22 protein-coding genes and 1 other annotated feature (1 of these 23 only partly in view) are annotated in these 23,720 nt (G+C 45.7%); of the genes, 19 read left to right on the top strand and 3 right to left on the bottom strand.

Translation table 11 applies throughout. The annotated features are described in order from the left end of the window. Positions 1-47: 47 nt before the first annotated feature. The 10 genes from pruA to bacF all read left to right on the top strand — a co-directional run bounded on the left by pruA (position 48) and on the right by bacF (position 12,275). Positions 48-1,595 (top strand): L-glutamate gamma-semialdehyde dehydrogenase, encoded by a 1,548-nt coding sequence (pruA, locus tag BLL41_RS10055; RefSeq protein WP_071577725.1) that lies wholly within the window; start codon positions 48-50, stop codon positions 1,593-1,595. 73 nt (positions 1,596-1,668) lie between these two features. Continuing rightward, positions 1,669-3,369 (top strand): M20 family metallopeptidase, encoded by a 1,701-nt coding sequence (locus tag BLL41_RS10050; RefSeq protein WP_071577724.1) that lies wholly within the window; start codon positions 1,669-1,671, stop codon positions 3,367-3,369. After that, positions 3,369-4,781, top strand: coding sequence for an amino acid permease (locus BLL41_RS10045; protein WP_071577723.1), 1,413 nt, complete (start codon positions 3,369-3,371; stop codon positions 4,779-4,781). Before BLL41_RS10050 ends, BLL41_RS10045 begins: the two co-directional genes overlap by 1 nt. A 210-nt stretch (positions 4,782-4,991) precedes the next feature. Next, the gene (locus BLL41_RS10040) at positions 4,992-6,230 is read left to right on the top strand and encodes an MFS transporter (protein ID WP_071577722.1); all 1,239 of its coding nucleotides are present in this window, start codon (positions 4,992-4,994) and stop codon (positions 6,228-6,230) included. A 151-nt stretch (positions 6,231-6,381) separates the two neighbouring features. Further along, positions 6,382-6,996 carry a prephenate decarboxylase gene (gene bacA / locus BLL41_RS10035; RefSeq protein WP_040081502.1) on the top strand — a complete coding sequence of 205 codons (615 nt, stop codon included), beginning with the start codon at positions 6,382-6,384 and terminating at the stop codon, positions 6,994-6,996. After that, positions 6,986-7,693, top strand: a complete 708-nt coding sequence (gene bacB, locus BLL41_RS10030; protein WP_003244300.1) for a 3-((4R)-4-hydroxycyclohexa-1,5-dien-1-yl)-2-oxopropanoate isomerase — start codon at positions 6,986-6,988, stop codon at positions 7,691-7,693. Before bacA ends, bacB begins: the two co-directional genes overlap by 11 nt. Before the next feature lie 2 nt (positions 7,694-7,695). Further along, positions 7,696-8,457, top strand: a complete 762-nt coding sequence (gene bacC, locus BLL41_RS10025; protein WP_069838483.1) for a dihydroanticapsin 7-dehydrogenase — start codon at positions 7,696-7,698, stop codon at positions 8,455-8,457. Positions 8,458-8,475: 18 nt separating this feature from the next. Next, complete coding sequence (gene bacD / locus BLL41_RS10020) at positions 8,476-9,894, top strand: alanine--anticapsin ligase (RefSeq protein ID WP_071577721.1); 1,419 nt, start codon at positions 8,476-8,478, stop codon at positions 9,892-9,894. Further along, positions 9,891-11,075 carry a bacilysin exporter BacE gene (gene bacE, locus BLL41_RS10015; RefSeq protein ID WP_071577720.1) on the top strand — a complete coding sequence of 395 codons (1,185 nt, stop codon included), beginning with the start codon at positions 9,891-9,893 and terminating at the stop codon, positions 11,073-11,075. The genes bacD and bacE overlap by 4 nt, the downstream gene beginning before the upstream one ends. Beyond that, complete coding sequence (gene bacF / locus BLL41_RS10010) at positions 11,076-12,275, top strand: transaminase BacF (RefSeq protein WP_071577719.1); 1,200 nt, start codon at positions 11,076-11,078, stop codon at positions 12,273-12,275. It abuts the gene before it with no gap. A 15-nt stretch (positions 12,276-12,290) separates the two neighbouring features. Here the strand turns inward: bacF and bacG are convergent, their stop codons facing one another. Together bacG and hemQ are read right to left on the bottom strand one after the other, a co-directional pair. Then, positions 12,291-13,070 carry an NADPH-dependent reductase BacG gene (gene bacG / locus BLL41_RS10005; protein ID WP_071577718.1) on the bottom strand — a complete coding sequence of 260 codons (780 nt, stop codon included), beginning with the start codon at positions 13,068-13,070 and terminating at the stop codon, positions 12,291-12,293. A gap of 132 nt (positions 13,071-13,202) precedes the next feature. After that, complete coding sequence (gene hemQ / locus BLL41_RS10000) at positions 13,203-13,967, bottom strand: hydrogen peroxide-dependent heme synthase (protein ID WP_071577717.1); 765 nt, start codon at positions 13,965-13,967, stop codon at positions 13,203-13,205. A 269-nt stretch (positions 13,968-14,236) separates the two neighbouring features. Between hemQ and pta the strand changes: the two genes are divergently transcribed. The 4 genes from pta to BLL41_RS09980 all read left to right on the top strand — a co-directional run bounded on the left by pta (position 14,237) and on the right by BLL41_RS09980 (position 18,204). Then, entirely contained in the window at positions 14,237-15,208 is a 972-nt protein-coding gene (gene pta, locus BLL41_RS09995) for a phosphate acetyltransferase (RefSeq protein WP_003235941.1), read from the top strand. A gap of 145 nt (positions 15,209-15,353) precedes the next feature. Continuing rightward, positions 15,354-16,253 (top strand): cysJI operon transcriptional regulator CysL, encoded by a 900-nt coding sequence (gene cysL / locus BLL41_RS09990; protein ID WP_071577716.1) that lies wholly within the window; start codon positions 15,354-15,356, stop codon positions 16,251-16,253. Between the two features lie 47 nt (positions 16,254-16,300). Further along, complete coding sequence (ywfL, locus tag BLL41_RS09985; RefSeq protein WP_071577715.1) at positions 16,301-17,146, top strand: octanoyl-[GcvH]:protein N-octanoyltransferase; 846 nt, start codon at positions 16,301-16,303, stop codon at positions 17,144-17,146. 167 nt (positions 17,147-17,313) lie between these two features. Then, on the top strand, positions 17,314-18,204 hold the full coding sequence (locus BLL41_RS09980; RefSeq protein ID WP_071577714.1) for a carboxylate/amino acid/amine transporter: 891 nt from the start codon (positions 17,314-17,316) through the stop codon (positions 18,202-18,204). 143 nt (positions 18,205-18,347) lie between these two features. Here the strand turns inward: BLL41_RS09980 and rsfA are convergent, their stop codons facing one another. Next, a complete protein-coding gene (gene rsfA / locus BLL41_RS09975) occupies positions 18,348-19,127 on the bottom strand; it encodes a prespore-specific transcription regulator RsfA (protein ID WP_071577713.1) in 780 nt (259 codons plus the stop codon). Positions 19,128-19,342: 215 nt separating this feature from the next. Here rsfA and BLL41_RS09970 point away from each other — a divergent pair, with 215 nt between their 5' ends. From BLL41_RS09970 to BLL41_RS09950, 5 genes are all read left to right on the top strand, one after another. Then, the gene (locus BLL41_RS09970) at positions 19,343-19,567 is read left to right on the top strand and encodes a YuzB family protein (RefSeq protein WP_003222050.1); all 225 of its coding nucleotides are present in this window, start codon (positions 19,343-19,345) and stop codon (positions 19,565-19,567) included. 161 nt (positions 19,568-19,728) lie between these two features. After that, positions 19,729-21,030 (top strand): HD domain-containing protein, encoded by a 1,302-nt coding sequence (locus BLL41_RS09965; protein ID WP_071577712.1) that lies wholly within the window; start codon positions 19,729-19,731, stop codon positions 21,028-21,030. A gap of 35 nt (positions 21,031-21,065) precedes the next feature. Next, positions 21,066-21,566 (top strand): YwgA family protein, encoded by a 501-nt coding sequence (locus BLL41_RS09960; RefSeq protein ID WP_003227524.1) that lies wholly within the window; start codon positions 21,066-21,068, stop codon positions 21,564-21,566. 111 nt (positions 21,567-21,677) lie between these two features. After that, positions 21,678-22,151: an Rrf2 family transcriptional regulator gene (locus BLL41_RS09955; RefSeq protein WP_071577711.1), complete on the top strand. Its 474-nt coding sequence runs from the start codon at positions 21,678-21,680 to the stop codon at positions 22,149-22,151. Then, a complete protein-coding gene (locus tag BLL41_RS09950) occupies positions 22,148-23,557 on the top strand; it encodes an MFS transporter (RefSeq protein ID WP_071577710.1) in 1,410 nt (469 codons plus the stop codon). Before BLL41_RS09955 ends, BLL41_RS09950 begins: the two co-directional genes overlap by 4 nt. A gap of 46 nt (positions 23,558-23,603) precedes the next feature. Next, positions 23,604-23,720 (top strand) — a binding site (T-box leader) (it continues 112 nt past the right edge of the window).

Genomic DNA, 23,720 nt, shown 5'->3' with positions numbered 1-23,720 from the left:
TTTATTCATATGCGAAGATATATTTCATAACACGAGGGGGACTACATATGACAGTCACATACGCACACGAACCATTTACTGATTTTACGGAAGCAATGAATAAAACAGCATTTGGGGAGTCATTGGCCTTTGTAAACACTCAGCTTGGAAAGCATTATCCGCTTGTTATAAACGGAGAAAAAATTGAAACGGACCGCAAAATCATCTCTATTAACCCGGCTAACAAAGAAGAGGTGATTGGGTACGCGTCTACAGCGGATCAAGAGCTTGCTGAAAAAGCGATGCAAGCCGCATTGCAGGCATTTGATTCCTGGAAAAAACAAAGACCGGAGCACCGCGCGAATATTCTCTTTAAGGCAGCGGCTATTTTGCGCAGAAGAAAGCATGAATTTTCAAGCTATCTTGTGAAGGAAGCGGGAAAACCGTGGAAGGAAGCAGATGCGGACACGGCTGAAGCGATAGACTTTTTAGAGTTCTACGCGCGCCAAATGTTAAAGCTCAAGGAAGGGGCTCCGGTGAAGAGCCGTGCTGGCGAGTTCAATCAATATCATTACGAAGCGCTTGGCGTCGGCATCGTCATTTCTCCATTTAACTTCCCGCTTGCGATTATGGCGGGAACAGCGGCGGCAGCGATTGTGACAGGAAATACGATTCTCTTAAAACCGGCTGACGCAGCACCGGTAGTGGCAGCAAAATTTGTCGAGGTCATGGAGGAAGCGGGCCTGCCAAACGGCGTTCTGAATTACATTCCGGGAGATGGAGCGGAGATCGGTGATTTCTTAGTTGAGCATCCGAAGACACGGTTTGTCTCATTTACAGGTTCCCGTGCAGTCGGCTGCCGGATTTATGAGCGAGCCGCCAAAGTGCAGCCGGGCCAAAAATGGCTCAAACGGGTAATTGCTGAGATGGGCGGAAAAGACACAGTGCTTGTCGACAAGGACGCCGATCTTGACCTTGCTGCATCCTCTATCGTGTACTCAGCATTTGGATATTCAGGACAGAAGTGTTCTGCGGGCTCCCGCGCGGTTATCCATCAGGATGTTTATGATGAAGTGGTGAAAAAAGCTGTAGCGCTGACAAAAACGCTGACTGTCGGCAATCCAGAAGATCCTGATACGTATATGGGTCCCGTGATTCATGAAGCATCCTACAACAAAGTGATGAAATACATTGAAATCGGCAAATCTGAAGGCAAGCTATTGGCCGGCGGAGAGGGCGATGATTCAAAAGGCTACTTTATTCAGCCGACGATCTTTGCAGATGTTGATGAAAACGCGCGCTTAATGCAGGAAGAAATTTTCGGCCCGGTTGTTGCGATTTGCAAAGCGCGTGATTTCGATCATATGCTGGAGATTGCCAACAACACGGAATACGGATTAACAGGCGCGCTTCTGACGAAAAACCGTGCGCACATTGAACGGGCGCGCGAGGATTTCCATGTCGGAAACCTATACTTCAACAGAGGCTGCACCGGAGCGATTGTCGGCTATCAGCCGTTCGGCGGTTTTAATATGTCTGGAACAGACTCAAAAGCAGGCGGTCCCGATTACTTAATTCTTCATATGCAAGCCAAAACAACGTCCGAAGCTTTTTGATTTGAGAGAAATCAAATCGTGCGATTCTTGAACGAATCGCACGATTTCAACTGTTTGATCAGGAGGGCAATTTATGCAGTATACAAAAATCAGTCACATGAATCCGGCTGAAAGAGTGGAGGCGCTTACAGCATCTCTGGTCAGCCTCAGCAGTGTGAACGGCACCGTTGGAGAAGGGACAAAAGCGGATTTCATCAAAGAAGTGATCACAAGCTATCCTTATTTTCAGGAACACCCCAGTCATGTGTGGGAACAGGCCATTCCCAATGACCCATACAATCGCAAAAATATTTTTGCGTTTATTGAAGGACGTGGAGAAAGCCGAAATACAGTCATTTACCATGCCCATCTGGATACAGTCGGAATTGAAGATTTCGGCCCTTTAAAGGATATCGCTTTTGATTGTGAGAAATTGGCCGAGTATTTCAGCCGCTATGAGTTCGATCAGGATGTTCAGCGGGATGCCAAATCAGGCGATTGGATGTTCGGAAGAGGATCTGTCGATATGCAAAGCGGCATCGCCGTGCATTTAGCCAATCTCCTGCATTTTTCGGAGAACCTTGAGACATTGCCGGGAAATGTATTGTTTATGGCCAATCCCGATGAGGAGAGCCAGCATTCGGGCATTCTCGCCAGCATTTCAGAGCTGAACCGGCTAAAAAAAGAAAAACAGCTTCACTATCTGGCTGCCATTAATACAGATTTTATTACCCCGCTTTACGATGGTGATCAGACAAGATATATCTATACAGGAGCCGCGGGAAAACTGCTGCCGTGCTTTTACATTTACGGTCGTGAAGTCCATGTTGGCGATACACTGGCAGGGATTGACCCGAATTTAATTTCAGCTGAAATCACAAGCCGTCTCCACAATAATATTCATCTGGCGGAAAAGGTTGAAGGGGAGTTGGTTCTGCCCCCATCCTGTTTGTATCAGCGTGATAACAAGGAATCCTATAATGTGCAAACGGCTGTCAGCACAAGCTTGTATTTCAATTGTTTTATTTATGAAAGAACAGCAAAAGAAATGATGGATTTGCTTATTGAAGTCACTGAGGAAGCATGCCGGGAAACAGAACAAAAATTATCAGACTATTACGAAGAATATGCAAAAAGAGCCAACCTGCCAAAGAAACATTTATCATGGGGCATCCAAGTGTATAGTCTGGAGCAATACTTAGAAAAGCTGAGAAACCGGGGAATAGATCCCGAACAGTGTATTGAGCAGACATTCAAAGCCAACGAGCACCTTGAACTTCGTATGAGATGCTTTCAGGCAATCGAAGAGCTTCAAAAGCTTGACCCCGATCAAGGCGCAAAAGTCATTCTATTTTACGCACCTCCTTACCTGCCGCATAACTATTTGAAAGAAGATAGCGCAAGAGATCAGCTTTTGCAGCATGTGATTAAAGAAGCGGCTGACAAAACCGCTGAATCGACAGGCGAAACATTTGTCTTCAAAAAGTTTTTCCCCTACTTGGCAGACGGCAGTTTCTTATCGCTGCACGAAACCGATGGCGAAATTGATTCTTTTATCAGAAACTTCCCTGGGTGGAATATGATTGGGACCATTCCGTTCAAAGACATACGCAAGCTGAATATTCCATCCATCAATATGGGCGTGTATGGAAAAGACGGCCATAAATGGACGGAACGAGTCTATAAACCGTACACATTTCATGTATTGCCTCTCCTCATACAGCAAACCACCGTCCATCTTTTGCAAAGCTACCGGATGACCATCACGGCAAAAGAATCAAAGGGGGAAGGATGATGCAGAATCATAAAAATGAATTGCAGCGCAGTATGAAAAGCAGGCATTTGTTTATGATTGCTTTGGGAGGGGTGATTGGCACAGGGCTGTTTCTAGGCTCCGGCTTTACCATTAGCCAGGCGGGACCGCTCGGCGCCATTGCCGCGTATATCATCGGCGGATTTTTAATGTATCTCGTTATGCTTTGTTTAGGAGAATTGGCTGTTGCCATGCCGGTGGCCGGATCGTTTCAGGCCTACGCCACTAAATTTCTGGGACCGTCGACAGGCTTTATGATCGGCTGGCTGTATTGGTTCAGCTGGGCGAATACAGTAGGTTTGGAGCTGACGTCAGCAGGCATTTTGATGCAAAGGTGGCTGCCCTCCGTTCCGATTTGGATATGGTGTCTCGTGTTTGGCATCGTCATCTTTTTGATTAATGCACTGTCTGTCAGAAGCTTTGCAGAAATGGAATTTTGGTTCTCAAGCATTAAAGTGACGGCGATCATATTATTTATCGTGATTGGCGGAGCCGCTGTGTTTGGCCTGATTGACTTTAAAGGCGGACACGAAACACCCTTTTTGTCTAACTTTATGACTGACAGGGGACTTTTCCCTAATGGGGTGCTGGCAGTTATGTTTACGCTGGTCATGGTGAATTTCTCCTTTCAGGGGACGGAGCTTGTCGGCATTGCGGCAGGGGAAAGTGAAAGTCCGGAAAAAACACTGCCAAAGTCCATTCGGAATGTCATTTGGCGCACGCTGTTTTTCTTTGTGCTGGCAATGTTCGTCTTGGTTGCCATCCTTCCGTACAAAACGGCGGGAGTCATTGAAAGCCCGTTTGTAGCGGTGCTCGATCAAATCGGCATCCCATTTTCGGCAGATATTATGAACTTTGTCATCTTAACGGCGATTTTATCTGTTGCCAATTCGGGTTTGTATGCGGCGTCGCGCATGATGTGGTCACTTTCATCAAATCAAATGGGTCCCTCCTTTCTCACCAGACTGACAAAAAAAGGCGTGCCGATGAATGCCCTGCTGATTACGCTCGGCATTTCCGGCTGCTCGCTGCTGACAAGTGTCATGGCCGCAGAAACAGTGTATTTATGGTGTATCTCAATCTCGGGCATGGTGACAGTTGTCGCGTGGATGTCTATTTGTGCGTCGCAATTTTTCTTTCGCAGACGTTTCCTCGCTGAAGGCGGAAATGTGAATGATCTGGAGTTCAGAACGCCGCTTTATCCGCTAGTCCCGATTCTCGGATTTTGTTTATATGGCTGCGTGTTGATCAGCCTTATTTTTATTCCGGATCAAAGAATCGGCTTGTACTGCGGTGTGCCGATCATTATTTTCTGCTATGCGTACTATCATCTGAGCATCAAAAAGCGCATCAATCATGAACCGGCAGAAAAAGAGCAGGCAGAGGCGCAATAGAAAAAGCTCTCCGGGGAGACCGGAGAGCTTTTTTACGCGTTACACCCCCCGTGTATTTTTAGAATGAAATATATAAATGTATAATGGGATTTAAATGAAAATAATAAAAGATATAAAGATATCGTTCGAATTGTAAATAATGAAAAAACAATGCTAAACTATAATACAACTTTATGATAAGAAGATTATGGAAGAGGTGTTTGACAAAGAATGAACAGCAATCAAAACAATGACATCAAAACAAAACATCATTTTCCGCTATTGTTAGCACTGGCATTAACGATGGGGGTATTTGCGGCCGGATCTGAAGAGCTTGTGATCTCCCCGCTGCTGCCGGATTTAGCAAAAGCCTTCAGCTCAGATGTCAGTGTCCTTGCATTATCTATCAGTATTTATGGCATTATGATTTTTATCGGTGCGCCGCTTTTGGTTCCATTAGGCGATAAATACTCCAGAGAACTGAGTTTATTGGCCGGGCTTATGATCTTTATCATAGGAACAGTGATATGCGCTTTGAGTCAAAATATCTTTTTCTTCTTTTTAGGCCGGGCGCTTTCGGGATTGGCTGCGGGAGCGTTTGTGCCGACCGCTTACGCCGTTGTCGGTGATCGTGTTCCTTATACATACCGGGGCAAGGTGATGGGGCTGATCGTTTCAAGCTGGTCACTGGCGCTGATTTTTGGAGTGCCGCTCGGATCATTTATCGGCGGCGTCCTGCATTGGAGATGGACATTTTGGATTTTCGCCTTGATGGGCGCTTTCGTCGTCCTGCTGATTCTTCTTGAAATGCGCCGTCATGCCCAGCATCAAATAAGCGGCAAGGCAGAAAAAGAAGAGCCGGCAGGAACATTCCGGGATGCGCTGAAAGTCCCGCGTGTACCTGTTTATATCACGATTACCTTTTGTAATATGATTGGATTTTACGGTATGTATTCCTTTTTAGGCACCTATCTTCAGGACGTTTTTACCGGAGGAAACACAGCTGCGGGCTTATTTATCATGATTTACGGAATTGGATTTTCCATGAGTGTAATTACAGGAAAGATAGCCGACCGCATCGGAAAAATGCGCTCCCTATTGATTGCGCTGGGGGTCATCAGCGTTTTGCTGGCATGTTTACCATATGCGCCGGCGTCAATGTTTCTGTTAATTGCCAGCCTATTTATATGGGGATTAATGCAAAGCTTGACGGTGACGCTGCTCAGCACCATTTTGAGTGACTGCTCAGAGCGTCATCGCGGAAAAATCATGGCGTTTTACAGTCTCGCCTCTAATCTGGCCGTGACATTAGGATCTGCTTTGATGGGACCTGTATATGTGGCATATGGCTATGCAGCCGTCGGATTGATTTGCGCCGCCATCACAGTGCTCGGTTGTGTGCTCAGTGTATTCGCATATAAAAAATACGGCAAGCATGAGCAGAAGGCCGATCAGTCCTTATCTCAATAAACAAAGTTTCTAATTTCCTATAATTAAAAACCCTTTGTTAAGGGTTTTTTTGTTTGTATGGGAATAATTATCAATATTTTCAAAAAACATTGACAGTTCAATTGCCGCTGGATAAAATTTACTTAAAATTTTAAAAGATTGGTTGGTGCTCATGATTATATTGGATAATAGCATTCAGACAAAAAAAAGAACTGATTCACTATCCAAACTCATTACAGTCAACACGCTCGGCCCTGAGGGGACAAGCAGTGAGTACGCAGCAAAGCATTTCATTTCCAATTTTACTCTTCTACAAGGGCTGAACAGTAAATTGTCCTTGCATGATACTTTTGAATCATGCATTGAAAGGACACTCCAAAGCCCGCTGGAATATACCATCGTCCCACACGCTTACGACGGCATTAAGCATTTCTACATGAGGCCGGATTTGCAGCTATTGCAGATCTTCAGGTGCGATACACCGATGTACGGCCTGGCTGTTCGTCCTGACTTTGAATTCAGAGACGATATGCTTGATACATCTGTTGTTGTTTCACATCCATCACCTATTAATTTAATCAAATATTTTACCCGCAAAGATGTACGTTTCAAACTGGTCAATTCGACCAGCCAAGCTGCAAGAAAAGTAAAAGAAGGCTTGTATGATATTGCCTTAACCAATGAGCTTGCACGGCAAAAGTACGGGCTAACCTTTGTGAAAACATTCAAAAGCATTCCAATGAGCTGGTCATTATTTGGAAAAGGAGACGTTGATGATGAAAACTAAAGAAGATATGCAGGAGCTTTATTTCCCGACTCCGAAATTAATTGAATGGGAAAACGGAGTGAGACAGTATTCAACCGTACGAGGGGATACTGAAGTATTAATGTCTTACGTCCCGCCGCATACCAATGTTGAACCCCATCAGCATAAGGAGGTCCAAATCGGCATGGTCGTTTCCGGCGAGCTGATGATGACTGTCGGAGATGTGACAAGAAAAATGACAGCCTTGGAATCTGCCTATATCGCGCCGCCGCATGTGCCTCACGGGGCAAGAAACGACACAGACCAAGAAGTGATTGCTATTGATATCAAGCGGCTGAAAGCTGATGAAACATATACAAGTCCTGAGGACTACTTTTTGGATATTTTCAAAACAAGAGACCTGCTGCCGGGCATGGAAGTCACGTTTTTTGTTGAGGATTGGGTAGAAATTATGCTTGCCAAAATCCCTGGAAACGGCGGGGAAATGCCTTTCCATAAACATCGGAATGAACAAATCGGCATCTGCATCGGCGGCGGCTATGACATGACGGTCGAAGGCTGCACAGTCGAGATGAAATTCGGCACAGCCTATTTCTGTGAGCCTCGCGAAGATCATGGTGCCATCAACCGTTCAGAAAAAGAATCAAAATCGATTAATATCTTCTTCCCGCCGCGCTATAACAGGGCAAAAGCAAAAAAAATGAAGGCGGATGAATGATCATGAACCTCACCGATAAAACCGTCCTCATAACAGGAGGCGCATCAGGGATCGGTTATGCTGCGGTTCAGGCTTTTTTGAACCAGCAGGCCAATGTGGTTGTGGCTGATATTGACGAGAAGCAGGGAGAAGCAATGGTACGGAAAGAAAATAATGACAGGCTGCACTTTGTGCAAACGGACATTACAGACGAAGCTGCCTGTCAACACGCTGTTGAATCGGCGGTCGATACATTTGGCGGGCTGGATGTATTGATTAATAATGCAGGCATCGAAATCGTGGCGCCCATTCACGAGATGGAGCTCAGCGATTGGAACAAGGTGCTGCAAGTCAATTTGACCGGCACGTTTTTAATGAGCAAACACGCACTCAAGCATATGCTGGCTGCCGGCAAGGGCAACATCATTAATACATGCTCAGTCGGCGGACTCGTGGCATGGCCTGATATTCCTGCCTATAATGCCAGCAAAGGCGGCGTTTTGCAGCTGACTAAATCAATGGCCGTTGATTATGCGAAGCATCAAATTCGCGTCAACTGCGTATGCCCAGGGATTATCGACACACCGCTGAATGAAAAATCATTCCTTGAAAATAATGAAGGCACACTTGAAGAGATCAAAAAAGAAAAGGCGAAGGTAAATCCGCTGCTGAGGCTTGGAAAACCTGAAGAAATCGCAAATGTGATGCTGTTTTTAGCCTCGGATTTATCAAGCTATATGACCGGAAGCGCCATCACCGCAGACGGAGGATACACCGCACAATAGAGAAGGAGTGTTTTACATATGGAGAGAAAAACAGTATTGGTCATTGCTGATCTTGGAGGCTGCCCGCCGCACATGTTTTATAAAAGCGCTGCTGAAAAATATAACCTGGTCAGCTTTATTCCAAGGCCTTTTGCAATTACAGCCTCTCATGCAGCATTGATTGAAAAATACTCGGTCGCGGTCATAAAAGATAAAGACTATTTTAAGAGTTTAGCTGATTTTGAGCATCCTGATTCCATTTACTGGGCGCATGAGGATCATGACAAGCCAGAAGAAGAGGTTGTCGAGCAAATCGTCAAGGTTGCCGAAATGTTCGGGGTGGATGCCATCACAACAAACAATGAATTATTCATTGCCCCGATGGCGAAAGCCTGTGAACGTCTGGGCCTGAGAGGTGCCGGCGTGCAGGCAGCCGAAAATGCCAGAGATAAAAATAAAATGAGAGACGCTTTTAATAAGGCTGGAGTCAAATCAATCAAAAACAAACGTGTCACAACTCTTGAGGATTTCCGTGCCGCACTTGAAGAGATCGGCACACCTCTTATTTTAAAGCCTACATACTTAGCGAGTTCAATCGGCGTCACGCTGATTACGGACACTGAGACGGCAGAAGATGAATTTAACAGAGTCAATGACTACCTGAAGTCGATTAACGTGCCAAAGGCGGTCACGTTTGAAGCGCCGTTTATCGCTGAAGAATTTTTACAGGGTGAGTATGGAGATTGGTATCAAACAGAAGGGTACTCCGACTATATCAGCATCGAAGGCATCATGGCTGACGGTGAGTATTTCCCGATTGCCATTCATGACAAAACGCCGCAAATCGGATTTACAGAAACATCCCACATTACGCCGTCCATTCTGGATGAAGAGGCGAAAAAGAAAATTGTCGAAGCCGCCAAAAAGGCAAATGAAGGGCTTGGCCTGCAAAATTGCGCAACACATACAGAGATCAAGCTAATGAAAAACAGAGAACCGGGTTTAATAGAGTCGGCAGCCAGATTCGCAGGCTGGAATATGATCCCTAATATTAAAAAGGTCTTCGGCCTTGATATGGCGCAATTATTATTAGATGTCCTCTGCTTCGGAAAAGACGCCGATCTGCCGGACGGATTATTGGATCAAGAGCCTTACTATGTTGCCGACTGCCATTTGTACCCGCAGCATTTTAAACAAAACGGCCAAATTCCTGAAACTGCTGAGGATTTGGTCATTGAAGCGATCGATATTCCGGACGGGCTTTTAAAAGGGGATACTGAAATCGTTGCTTTTTCGGCCGCAGCGCCAGGAACTTCAGTTGATTTGACACTGTTCGAAGCTTTCAACTCCATCGCTGCATTTGAACTGAAAGGCAGCAATTCACAGGATGTGGCTGAATCAATCAGGCAAATTCAGCAGCATGCAAAGCTGACGGCAAAGTATGTGCTGCCAGTATGAAACAGCTGAAACCCAACTCTAAATACTTGCTTTACGGGCAGGCGCTATCGTTCATGGGAGACTATTGTGTTCTCCCTGCCCTGCTTATTTTGTCTACATATTATCACGATTATTGGGTGACGTCCGGGGTCATCGTGGTCAGAAGCATTCCAATGGTGTTTCAGCCGTTTTTGGGGGTTCTGGTTGACCGGTTAGACAGAATTAAGATCATGCTGTGGACGGATATCATCAGAGGCATCATCTTTTTGGGGCTCACATTTCTTCCAAAAGGCGAGTATCCGCTGATTTTTCTGGCCTTGCTGTTTATTTCTTATGGGAGCGGCGTGTTTTTTAATCCCGCCCGTCTCGCTGTCATGTCGTCCTTGGAATCAGATATTAAAAGCATCAACACGTTATTTGCAAAAGCGACAACCATTTCCATTATCGTCGGGGCGGCTGCCGGAGGGCTCTTTCTTTTAGGCGGATCTGTGGAGCTGGCTGTTGCCTTTAACGGTGTGACATACCTGGTTTCGGCATTTTTTATCAGCCGTATCAAGCTGCAATTTGTGCCGATTCAATCTGAAAACATAAAAGAGGCCTTTCAGTCTTTTAAGGAAGGACTCAAGGAAATCAAAAGCAATGCATTCGTATTAAACGCCATGTTTACGATGATTACAATGGCTGTGCTGTGGGGAATTGTGTACAGCTATTTTCCGATTGTCAGCCGCTTTCTTGGTGATGGGGAGATCGGCAACTTTATCCTCACATTCTGCATCGGCTTCGGCGGCTTTATCGGAGCGGCGCTTGTCAGCAAATGGGGCTTTAACAACAATAGAGGCCTGACGTACTTTACCGTTTTATCGATTGTTTCGCTGGCGCTGTTTTTATTCACGCCGATATTCGCTGTTTCTATCATCGCGGCGATCCTCTTTTTCATCGCGATGGAATACGGGGAAGTGCTTGCAAAAGTGAAGGTTCAGGAAAATGCGGCAAACCAGATTCAAGGGCGCATTTTTTCGGTGGCTGAAGCGTCTATCGGATTATGCATTTCTGTTGGTTCAATGTTCATCAACGTCTTAAGCGCTCCGGTCATTATGGGGCTGATTGTTGTGATTGTATGCGGATTGTTTCTGCATACGAAGCTCGTCAACAAATCGTTTTTGGAACGGGATAACAAAACGGAGCAAAAAGGAGTCTTTTAGATGGAAATAACACCGTCCGATGTCATCAAGACACTTCCAAGGCAGGAGTTTTCTCTCGTTTTTCAAAAGGTAAAGGAATTGGAAAAAACGGGGGCCCATATCATTAATCTCGGACAGGGGAACCCTGACCTTCCCACTCCGCCGCATATTGTGGAGGCTTTGCGGGAGGCGTCTCTAAACCCTTCGTTTCACGGATACGGCCCATTCAGAGGTTATCCTTTTTTGAAGGAAGCCATCGCTGCTTTCTATAAAAGAGAATATGGGGTGTCAGTCAATCCTGAAACAGAAGTTGCGCTTTTCGGGGGCGGGAAAGCCGGCTTGTATGTGCTGACACAATGCCTGCTCAATCCGGGAGACATCGCCTTGGTTCCGAATCCGGGCTACCCTGAATACTTATCAGGGATTACGATGGCGCGGGCTGAGCTTCACGAAATGCCGCTGTATGAGGAAAATGGCTATCTGCCGGATTTTGAAAAGATTGATCCTGCCGTGCTGGAAAAAGCGAAGCTCATGTTTTTAAACTATCCAAATAACCCCACTGGAGCTGTGGCCGATGCGGCTTTTTATGCAAAAGCGGCTGCTTTTGCGAAAGAGCATCATATCCATTTGATTCATGATTTTGCATACGGGGCGTTTGAATTCGATCAAAAACCGGCAAGCTTTCTAGAGGCAGAGGATGCCAAGGCTGTCGGAGCAGAGCTTTATTCATTTTCAAAAACATTTAATATGGCCGGCTGGAGAATGGCGTTTGCGGTTGGGAATGAAAAGATCATTCAAGCCGTCAATGAATTTCAGGATCATGTATTTGTCGGCATGTTCGGCGGGCTGCAGCAGGCGGCGAGTGCGGCGCTTTCCGGAGATCCGGAGCAAACGGAATCGTTGAAACGAATTTATAAGGAACGAATTGACTTTTTTACGGCGCTTTGCGAAAAGGAATTGGGCTGGAAGATGGAAAAGCCAAAAGGAACCTTTTACGTATGGGCAGAAATTCCGAATACGTTTGAGACATCTCACCAATTTTCCGATTACTTGCTGGAGCATGCCCATGTCGTAGTCACACCGGGCGAAATTTTCGGAAGCAACGGAAAAAGACATGTCAGAATATCAATGGTGTCGAAGCAGGAGGATCTGAGGGAATTTGTCATGCGGATTCAAAAGCTGAACCTGCCGTTCGGGTCATTACAAGAAACATCCCGCTAAAAAGCGGGATGTTTTTTATATGCTTTTCATGCTGCCGCCATCAGCAGAAATTTGCTGTCCTGTGATGTAGGAGGCTTCCTCAGAAGCAAGAAACGCGGCGAGCGCTGCGGTTTCTTCGGCTGATCCGACCCGTTTCATCGGAATCCCGGAAGCGATCTGTTCCTCTGCTTCCTGTTTGGATATGCTGTTTTTTTTCATCACATTTTCCACAAATTGATGATAACGGTCCGTAGCGATAAAACCAGGATTCAGACAGTTGACAGTAATGTTGTGAGGAGCAAGCTGGATGGAAATATTTTTACTGGCGTTAATTAAAGCGGCATTCATCATACTGTTTGTGAACATGTTGGCGCCGGGTTCTTTCCACAGATTTCCGACAATGTTGATGATTCTGCCAAACTCGTTTTGTTTCATCAGTGAGGAAGCGCGCTTGATTGCGTCAATATAGGCAACGGTCTTTTGAGTGAACGTGGCCGTCATATCGTCTATATTGCAGTTATCAAATGTGTCAGGCGCGCCGCCCGGGATATTATTAATCAGAACATCAAGCCGTCCGCATTGAGATTCGATTGCCTGAAAAATGCCCGCTCTCGTATGCTGGTCAGACATATCCCCCGCAAGGACAATGACGCTCGCCTCAGGATGCTTGGCTAAAATGTCTTCTTTGACAGATTCAATATTATCCAAATTTCGCGAATTAATGACGAGGGAAAAATGCTGGTCTGCTAATTTCAGAGCGATTGCTTTCCCGATCCCTTGACTGGCTCCCATAACAAATGCGGTTCGTTTTGACAAATCACTGCACCCCTTTGAAAAAATTGGATTATTATCTACATCGTAAGAAAAAACGAAGAAAATAGCAAATTTTATTTAAATTCTGATAAAGGTGGATTGAAAAACTCCCGCCGGATAGGGCGGGAGGGGATATTATACATATAGGAATTGAGGAAGTGTATCAAGCGAAAGGTGATTGCCGACAAAGAACGAACCAAATTCGCCATAGCGAGCGCTGACTTCGTCAAAACGCATTTCATACACAAGCTTCTTGAATTGAAGGACATCATCGCTGAATAATGTAACGCCCCACTCGTAATCGTCAAAGCCGACAGAGCCGGTGATGATCTGTTTGACTTTGCCCGCATAGCTGCGGCCGATTAAACCGTGGCTTCTCATCAAGTTTCTGCGTTCTTCCATTGAAAGCATATACCAGTTGTCGTTGCCGGATCTTCTTTTATCCATTGGATAGAAGCATACATATTTAGATTCCGGCAGTTCAGGGTAAAGGCGTGCGCGCACATGCGGATTTTCGTAAGGATCGCCGTCACCGCTTGCCAAGTAGTTGCTCAGCTCTACCACTGATACGTAGGAGTATGCCGGCATGGTGAACTCAGCAAGTCTTGATTTGTTGAATTCGAGCTCAATTTGATTTAATTCTTCCATTGTAGGACGAAGGATCATCAGCATAAAATCAGCTTTTTGGCCGACGATGCTGTAAAGAGTTTGGGATCCTTTTCCTTCTTTTTGGGCTACGCCCCATTTTTCAAGCAACCCGGTGAATTCATGTATGATAGATTGGCGCTCATCACTGGACAGAAGCTTCCAAGAAGTCCAATCCATTGTGCGGAAATCATGAAGCGCATACCAGCCGTCAAGCGTTTTTGCAGCTTCATTCGTCATTTGCTGTTCACTCATTTATCTTCACTCCCATTATCTTTTCATGATTGCCTTCACTATACCATAGTTTATCCGATTCTACTGTGTAGAAACCTTGAACATCCCTTCCGTATAACTCCATCAAAATAGAAGAACCTATAAGGGAAGATTGAGTCACTTAAATTAGTTAGAAAAATAAGATTTTTTTATGAAAGCGCTATAATGAAAGTTGGCTGTTTGAATTTGATTGGAAGAAGAGTATGCTAGTAAAAGAAAGCGTTTTTGTAACTTTTTGAGGAGGTTTTATTGTGGCAGATTTATTTTCAACAGTGCAAGAAAAAGTAGCTGGAAAAGACGTTAAAATTGTATTTCCTGAAGGCTTAGACGAGCGTATTTTAGAAGCGGTCAGCAAGCTTGCAGGAAACAAAGTGCTGAATCCGATTGTGATCGGCAATGAAAATGAGATCCAAGCAAAAGCAAAAGAATTGAACCTTACGCTGGACGGCGTTAAGATTTATGATCCTCATACATATGAAGGCATGGAAGACCTTGTACAAGCATTTGTAGAACGCCGCAAAGGCAAAGCGACAGAAGAACAGGCTCGCAAAGCGTTATTAGACGAGAACTACTTCGGTACAATGCTGGTGTATAAAGGCCTTGCAGACGGACTCGTAAGCGGAGCGGCTCACTCAACTGCTGACACTGTCCGCCCGGCTCTTCAAATCATCAAAACAAAAGAAGGCGTGAAAAAGACTTCCGGCGTGTTCATCATGGCTCGCGGAGAAGAGCAATACGTATTCGCAGATTGCGCGATCAACATTGCGCCTGACAGCCAAGATCTTGCCGAGATTGCGATCGAAAGTGCCAATACGGCAAAAATGTTCGACATTGAGCCTCGCGTGGCAATGCTCAGCTTCTCTACAAAAGGCTCAGCAAAATCTGATGAAACCGAAAAAGTAGCGGATGCAGTGAAAATCGCGAAAGAAAAAGCGCCTGAACTGACACTTGACGGCGAATTCCAATTTGATGCTGCATTTGTTCCATCTGTAGCTGAGAAAAAAGCGCCGGATTCCGAAATCAAAGGGGACGCTAACGTATTCGTTTTCCCAAGCCTTGAAGCAGGAAACATCGGCTATAAAATCGCTCAGCGTTTGGGCAACTTTGAAGCTGTAGGACCAATCCTGCAAGGCTTAAATATGCCTGTAAACGACCTTTCAAGAGGATGTAACGCTGAAGATGTTTACAATCTCGCATTAATTACAGCGGCGCAAGCACTGTAATAAAAATGAAGACGATGGCAGCTCTCGACTGAGGGCTGCCTTTTTTGTGCTTCCGTATAGCCTTCTTTACCAAGACGGATGATATGAGTACAATAAAGAAAACTAATCATAACCATATATTTCATTAATGACAGGGGTGGGGTTTTTGTATTACGACGTGCTGAAAACGTTTATAGCGGTGGTAGAAGAAAAAAACTTCACAAAAGCGGCGGAAAAGCTGATGATCTCCCAGCCCAGCGTCAGTCTGCATATCAAAAATCTTGAGAAAGAATTTCAAACGGCTCTTCTGAACAGGTCGCCAAAACACTTTACGACAACGCCTACAGGAGACATTTTATATCAAAGAGCAAAGCAAATGGTGTTTCTCTACGAACAAGCCAAGGCTGAAATCTATGCGCATCATCACTATGTGAAGGGTGAATTGAAAATCGCTGCAAGCTTTACAATCGGAGAGTATATTCTTCCGCCGCTATTGGCCCAGCTGCAAAAGCTGTATCCAGAGCTGAATCTCGATGTCATGATTGGCAATACAGAGGAGGTCAGCGAGCGTGTGCGGATGCTTCAGGCTGATATCGGGCTGATCGAAGGACATACAAACGAGAATGAGCTGGAAATTGAGCCGTTCATGGAGGATGAAATGTGCATTGCCGCTCCAAATCAGCACCCGCTGGCCGGACGGAGAGATATTTCGATCAGCGACTTGCAAAACGAAGCGTGGGTGACAAGAGAGAAAGGCTCCGGGACGAGAGAATATCTCGATCATGTGCTCAGTTCAAATGGACTTCGGCCGAAATCAATGTTCACCATCAGCAGCAACCAAGGTGTAAAGGAAGCGGTGATCAGCGGCATGGGACTCTCGGTTCTATCCAGAAGCGTGCTCCATAAGGATTTGATCCACCGCGACATTTCAATTCTGCATATTAAAGATTTCTCGTTAAAGCGCAAACTGTCTTACATCCATTCTCCTCTCATGGAGAATACCAAAAATAAAGAAATTTTTATTACGATGCTGAAAAGCAATTATCAATCGCAGCGACTGAAATGATATAATAGTTTTTGTTCATAAGCCTAACATGAAAGGGTTTTACATAGATGGCAAACCAACCGATTGATTTACTGATGCAGCCGAAATGGAGAGTCATTGACCAATCCAGTCTCGGCCCTTTATTTGATGCGAAGCAATCCTTCGCAATGGATGATACGCTGTGCATGTCTGTCGGAAAAGGCGTGTCGCCGGCGACAGCGCGCTCATGGGTGCACCACGATACGATTGTCCTTGGGATACAGGATACACGCCTCCCGTTTTTGCAGGATGGCATTTCCTTGCTGGAGAGCGAAGGATACCGTGTGATCGTACGCAATTCTGGCGGTCTTGCTGTCGTATTGGATGAAGGTGTTTTAAATATCTCTCTCATATTCGAGGACGAAAAGAAAGGCATCGATATAGACAAAGGATATGAAGCGATGGTCGAGCTGATGAGACGAATGCTGAGACCGTACAACGCAAAGATCGAAGCCTATGAAATTGAAGGGTCTTATTGTCCCGGCAGCTATGACCTCAGCATAAATGGCAAAAAGTTCGCCGGCATCTCCCAGAGACGCGTTCGCGGCGGAGTCGCTGTTCAAATTTATCTCTGTGCGGATAAAAGCGGCAGTGAAAGGGCCGACTTGATCAGACGATTCTACCTAGCGGCGCTGAAAGACAAACAAAATGATAAAAAAGGCGTCTATCCGGATATACGTCCGGAAACGATGGCGTCCTTAAGTGAGCTTCTGCAAACAGACATCTCCGTACAAGACTTAATGTTCGCTTTACTGACAGAACTAAAAGCGTTAAGCACCCATCTATACTCAGCGGGACTGTCCATTGATGAGGAAATGGAATTTGAGAAAAACCTCGTCCGGATGGCTGAACGGAATGCAAAGGTATTTGGGTGAACGTTCTTCGCATGCCGGCTGTATATGCCGGCATGCATTTTTTATCTCAAACGGCATTTTACCCCAATAATCTTATTTTCAGATAAATCCTTCTTACATACAGATAACCGTGACAAAAAGAAAAACGATAAAATGACATCAGCATCCATATTAAAGGGGAGAGGCAGATGAAAGGGAATATTTACAGCCTTTTTGTATTGATTGCGGCTTTTTTCTGGGGGACCACGGGAACCGTTCAGGCGTTGGCTCCAGAAAGCGCCACACCGCTGGCATTTGGAGCGTTCAGGTTATTAATAGGAGGAAGCGCCATGCTGCTTGCGGTTTGGATCAGCCGGGAGCTTCACGTGAGAAATTGGTCATGGCCGCTCGTATTATCGGCTGCTGTTTGTATGGCGTGTTACCAGCCGCTGTTTTTCACAGCTGTTAAAGAAACGGGAATTGCGGTGGGAACTGTGATTGCTATCGGCAGTGCGCCTATCATTGCCGGGAGCCTTGAGTGGGCCGTATTGAAGAAACGCCCGCGAAACTCCTGGTGGATTGCGACCGTGCTGGCTTTAGCGGGTTGCTGGCTTCTGTTTTCCGACAGTTCCAATGTTCGGATTGATGTGGCTGGTGTTCTTATGGCGCTTGGAGCGGGCGCTTCTTTTGCGGGCTATACGCTCATCAGTAAAGCGATGATGAAAACCCAGCCTCCGCGAGCGACCTCCGCCGTTGTTTTTATGATCAGCGCCATCTTGCTGACGCCGCTACTATGGCAGTCAGATATCTCGTGGATATTGACCCCTAGAGGACTGGGAACGAGCCTTTACATCGGGTTAATTGCAACATGTGCCGCATATTTTTTGTTTGCGAAAGGGCTTACCGGGGTTCCGGCCTCGGCGGCGGTCACGCTGTCTTTAGCTGAACCGCTGACGGCTTCATTGCTTGGCGTGTTTTTCATAGGGGAAATGCTTTCGCCTTCCTCGTGGCTGGGCATTGCGCTTATGATGCTGGGGCTTTTGGTCATTTCTGCTGCGCCTCGGAAACAAAAAACGGCCGAGGTAGCCCACATGTCTTAATAGATTCACATAAGCTTGGCCTCATTTTACAAGAATAGCTGATCCAACTGCAAAATGAGGAAATTCTCTTTTCTCAATAGAAAAGGGGATTTTGCACATGGCGAAAATCCCAAAACAGCTGCCCGTTTTGGGATTTCTCTATGTCATTCCGCTAATTTTTCTAAATTGCCGTTCCGGTCCATTTTGAAGGACGGAGAGGCATGTTCATCTTCTTCAAATAAAACTAGCTTTCTGGCTCTGTTCATAATTTTCACTAAGGTTTCATAATCTTCTTGGATCGTTTTTTGGTCTTTTTCAAGCTTTTGAACTTCTGCCTCAAGCTGCTCTGTTTTGTTTTGCAATTCCTGATTTTCTTTCTTTAAACGCTCGTTTTCCATTTTTAATGCTGATGATTGCTCGTTATTGCCTTCGTAATTCTGCAGGAAGCGGATCACATCATTCATCGTCATCTCAGGCGCAGCTGCAGGCGTTTGAGGAGACAATAAGTGTGATAGACTAGCTAACTCTTCCTTAAAGCTTTCATCAACAAAAGGCATATGTTCGCCAGACATTAAAGGCTGCTGCTCATTTTCGACAGATGGAGCATCCGTTTTGACCGGTTCCTCTGCAGCGGTTTCTTGAATGATTTCAGGATCAACGGCAGGAGGCTGATATAATAATCTTTTTTTCGCAGGCTGCCCGTTTCCGAGCGCTCTCATCCGCTGTTTTCGCTGTTTCTTCGCAAGCTGAAGCGCTTTTTCATATTGATGGCGGACCACCGCGTTCCATCTGAATCCGCAGGCTGCGGATGTCCGGTTTAATTTATCGCCGACTTCTTCAAAGGCATTCAATTGAGTGCTGCCCTCTCTCACATGCCGAAGCACTGTTTCGGCTAAAAGCAGATCGTTTTCTTCTGACCAAGCGTCTTGTCGTTGTTTTGTCATTTATCTCAACTCCCATTTTTCTTTTCATGGTATTAGAATGTCCAGGTTGGAAAATATTTATACAAATTGGCTGAAAGAATAGGAGATACGAAGGATGGAGCGGCTTGCAGGAACAGTCGAATCCTTGTAAAATGAAGAGTGATGTGATTTTTTTTTGAAACGTGATTTTAGGTTATTCACATAGATGAACATAGAAATGAAGGGAAGCGTACGTCATGGCTAATGAATTTCGAGTGTGTGATGATTGCCAAGCCACTAATATCAAAACATTGCTGCCGCGTTTAAAAGAAGTGGACCCGGACGCAAAGGTTGAGGTAGGATGCCAATCTTATTGCGGGCCCGGACGGAAAAAATCATTTGCTTTTGTGAACAATCGCCCGCTGTCAGCTCCGACAGAGGATGAGCTAATTGACAAAGTAAAAAAGAAAATAAAAAAGTAAAAACATATTTTTTCTTAGCCTCGGCCCTCAGGTCAGGCTTTTTTGCTTCACAAGATGTGTTTTTCATGGAGATGGAACAAATCGCCGGGCAAATTCAAGGATGTTTTCAAAGAATAGAGTCGATATAATAGAAACACGGCTAAAAAAAAGAGGGAATGACGATGGCGTATCCAAATGGAAAATTATCAGAAGAAAAAGTGTTTAAAGATCCGGTGCACCGCTATGTTCATGTTCGGGACAAGCTGATATGGGATTTAATCGGAACCCGTGAATTTCAGCGTCTCCGCAGAATTAAGCAGCTCGGCACGACCTATTTGACGTTCCATGGGGCTGAGCACAGCCGGTTCAACCATTCTCTCGGTGTCTATGAAATTGTCAGGAGAATGGTTGATGACGTCTTTAAAGGCCGCCCTGAATGGGATGACAGTGAGCGCGAACTCTGTTTGGCCGCGGCGCTGCTTCATGACCTCGGGCACGGGCCGTTCTCGCATTCATTTGAAAAGGTCTTTCACCTTGACCACGAGGATTTTACAAGAGGTATCATTTTGGGAGACACGGAGGTTAATCAGGTGCTCAGAAAGGTGAGCCCGGGTTTCCCTCAGGATGTTGCTGAAGTCATTGCCAAAACATATAAAAACAAGCAAGTGGTCAGCCTGATTTCGAGTCAAATTGACGCAGACCGCATGGATTACCTGCAGCGTGACGCATATTATACGGGCGTCAGCTACGGCCATTTTGATATGGAGCGGATTCTTCGGGTGATGCGGCCGCGTGAGGATCAGATCGTCATTAAAGAAAGCGGAATGCACGCTGTCGAAGACTATATCATGAGCCGTTACCAAATGTACTGGCAGGTCTACTTCCATCCTGTGACCAGAAGTGCAGAGGTCATTTTAACGAAGATTCTTCACAGGGCGAAGCAGCTGCACGATGAAGGCTATGTCTTCACTCACGCTCCGGTTCATTTCTATTCTATTTTTGAAGGGAAATTGACACTGGAGGATTATGTAAAGCTGGATGAATCTATTATTTTGTATTACTTCCAAGCCTGGGAGGATGAAGAAGACACGATTTTATCCGACTTGTGCCGCAGATTCATTAACCGCCAGCTGTTCCAATACGTTGAATTCAATCCGAATGAAGAAATGTCGGCTTATTTTGAGCTGACTTCATTGTTCAAAGAGGCGGGGATCGATCCGAGCTATTATTTGGTCGTTGATTCTTCTTCAGATCTGCCATACGATTTTTACCGGCCGGGAGAGGAAGAGGAGCGTCTGCCGATCCATCTCTTGACGCAAAACGGCCAAATTAAAGAGCTGTCCAGACAGTCGGCTATTGTGGAATCCATCTCAGGTAAACGGCGGACGGACCACAAGCTGTACTATCCAAAGGACTTGATTTGTGACGGCTCTGAACATCCGGAAGCGAAAATGAAAATCCGGCAGCTGCTGGGACTGACATAGAAATTGGAAAGAAGGAAAAAGGAGATGTCGGGAATTTGTTGAAAGAACATGCAAAACTGATGAAGGTGTTCTCGGATTCTGGAGAAATCATCGGGCGAAAGAAGCTGCAGAAAATGATTTATATCGCCAAGAAAATGCAGTTTCCTTTCTATGAGAAATATGATTTTCACTTTTACGGACCATATTCAGAGGAACTGACGCTCCAGATTGAAGAGCTGTGCAACCTTGGATTTCTGCATGAGGTGAAGGAAAAAAAGGGCGGCTACTTTCAATACCGGTATTCGCTTACTGAGACAGGCTCCGCATTTTTAGACCATGCTGATCTGGACATGCCGGATATGAAAGGCTATATCGACAGTGTAAACAGCCGTTCATCACGGTTTTTAGAGCTGGTTTCCACGATCCTTTACTTTGACGGGCTTGAGGATGAGGAAAAGAAAGAAAAAGTCTTTACAATCAAAAGCAAGCAAAAATATACAAATGAAGAATATGACGAAGCGCTTCAATACATAGAGGAACTGAAGCAGATTTGTTAACCATACCAAGCAAAAGAAATGAATCGTTTCTTTTGCTTTTTTTATTGACAAAAGCCGCTAAGGGATCTATTGTGGATAATAGTTATCCATAATGAATCAGGAGTGTGTATGATGAAAATGAAATCTGGAATGGAGCAGGCGGTTTCTGTGTTGCTTTTACTGTCACGGCTGCCTGTACAGGCTTCTTTGACGTCAGAGACAATAAGCCAGCGATTGCGCGTGTCTCCGTCTTATTTGAAGAAGCTGATGAGAACATTGGTTCAAGCTGGTTTGGCAGAATCCTTACCAGGGACGAAGGGCGGTTTTACCCTGACAAAGCCTTTGGCGGACATTACGCTTTATGATATTTATCAAGCGGTCGAAGGCAGAGGTTCGATGTATCAGGGAAAAGGTCTGCTGCAATCTGTATTCGAGGGTGAAAGTCACTGTGTGCTGGAGACAGTCATGGCGGAAATCGAGGATAAATGGGCTAATCTCATGAGAGAAGAGTCCTTGCAGCATGTCATGGACAGAGTCGGGGAATTGTATGATCTTGAAAAAATAGATGATTGGATAAACGAGCAAATGAAAGGGCAATTGCAATGAAAAGCAGCGGATCTTTACACAAAACAGATTCATCAACAGGAATATCTGTACTGATCGTGCTCGCTCTTGGTTTTCTCATGGCTACTCTTGATGTAACCGTTGTGAATGTGGCGATGGTGGATATGAAAAACGCTCTTTCAATGTCACTTTCAGGTGTAACGTGGGTTGTGGACGGGTACATTCTTACTTTTGCGTCGCTTCTGCTGGCGGGCGGAGCCTTGGCCGACCGTTTCGGATCGAAGACGATCTATATCTTGGGTTTAGCTGTTTTTGTTCTCGCCTCTTGTCTATGCGCTGCATCCTTTAATGGGCAGATGCTGATTGCCGGACGCCTTATACAGGGAATTGGCGCAGCTTTGTTTATGCCAAGCTCACTCAGCCTTTTGGCTGCCTCTTACCCTGATGATCGGGTGCGGGCGAGAATGTTTGGACTGTGGGCCGCGCTTGTTTCCGCCGCTTCAGCCCTTGGGCCTTTTATCGGGGGTGTGCTGGTACAGTTGGCGGGCTGGCAGAGTATTTTTCTGATCAATTTGCCGTTGGGGGCTGCTGCGCTCATTTCAGCTTACCGAATTCTCAGCCGCGTCCCGGGAAAAACCGGCCGCATGAACATCACCGGGCATCTGCTTGGCATGATGGCTCTCGGCTTTTTTTCCTATGCATTGATACAGGGCCCTTCAGCGGGCTGGCGCTCGCCTGTGATTCTTCTAGCATTTACTGCAGCGATTTTGGCATTTGTGCTGTTTTTGTTGCGGGAAGTTTCTGCGAAAACACCCATCCTGCCGGCGTCCTTATATAAAAACGGCCGTTTCTCAGCGGCCCAATTTATCGGGTTTTTGCTGAACTTTGCTCTTTTTGGCGGCATGTTTATGCTGAGTCTTTTTTTGCAGGAAGCAGGAGGCGCAAACTCCTTCATGGCCGGAGTTGAGCTGCTGCCGATGATGGCGGTCTTCGTGATCGGCAATCTGCTGTTTGCCCGTCTGGCGAATCGATTTGAAGCCGGACAGCTTATGTTTGTCTCAATGGCGGTGAGCTGTATCATTGCATTGCTGTTGTTTGTGCTGATTTCTCCGGATTTTCCTTATTGGCAGCTGGCGGTTTTGATGTCTGTCATGAACCTCTGTACCGGTATTACAGTTCCTGCCATGACAACTGTGATCATGCAGGCTGCCGGGCAAAGGAATGCGAATATTGCCGGTGCGGCGTTAAATGCAAACCGGCAAATCGGAGCTTTGGTCGGCGTAGCGATAACCGGGGTGATCATTCATCTGTCCGCCACTTGGTATGCCGGTGCCGGGTTTACGTTTTTGATGATGGGAGCGGCATACAGCCTCGCAGCATTGCTTGTATGGCTGTTTCTTGCTGCCCATAACGGGACTGCCGCGTCAGAAAAAAATGTAAATCACTGATTGCACTTTGTGGGAATATATAGTAAGATATAAAAAATTATTGAACCAACAGGCACTGACAAGGACACGAGATGCTTTTTACGGTTTCCAGAGAGGGAAGGACAGCTGAAATCTTCCTAACGCAGGGAAAGCAGCTTACCGCCTTTGAGCCGTATCGGGGAAA

The sequence above is a fragment of the Bacillus sp. FMQ74 genome (assembly GCF_001875785.1).
Taxonomy (GTDB): domain Bacteria; phylum Bacillota; class Bacilli; order Bacillales; family Bacillaceae; genus Bacillus; species Bacillus stercoris.
This window is presented reverse-complemented; position numbering and strand designations above follow the sequence as displayed.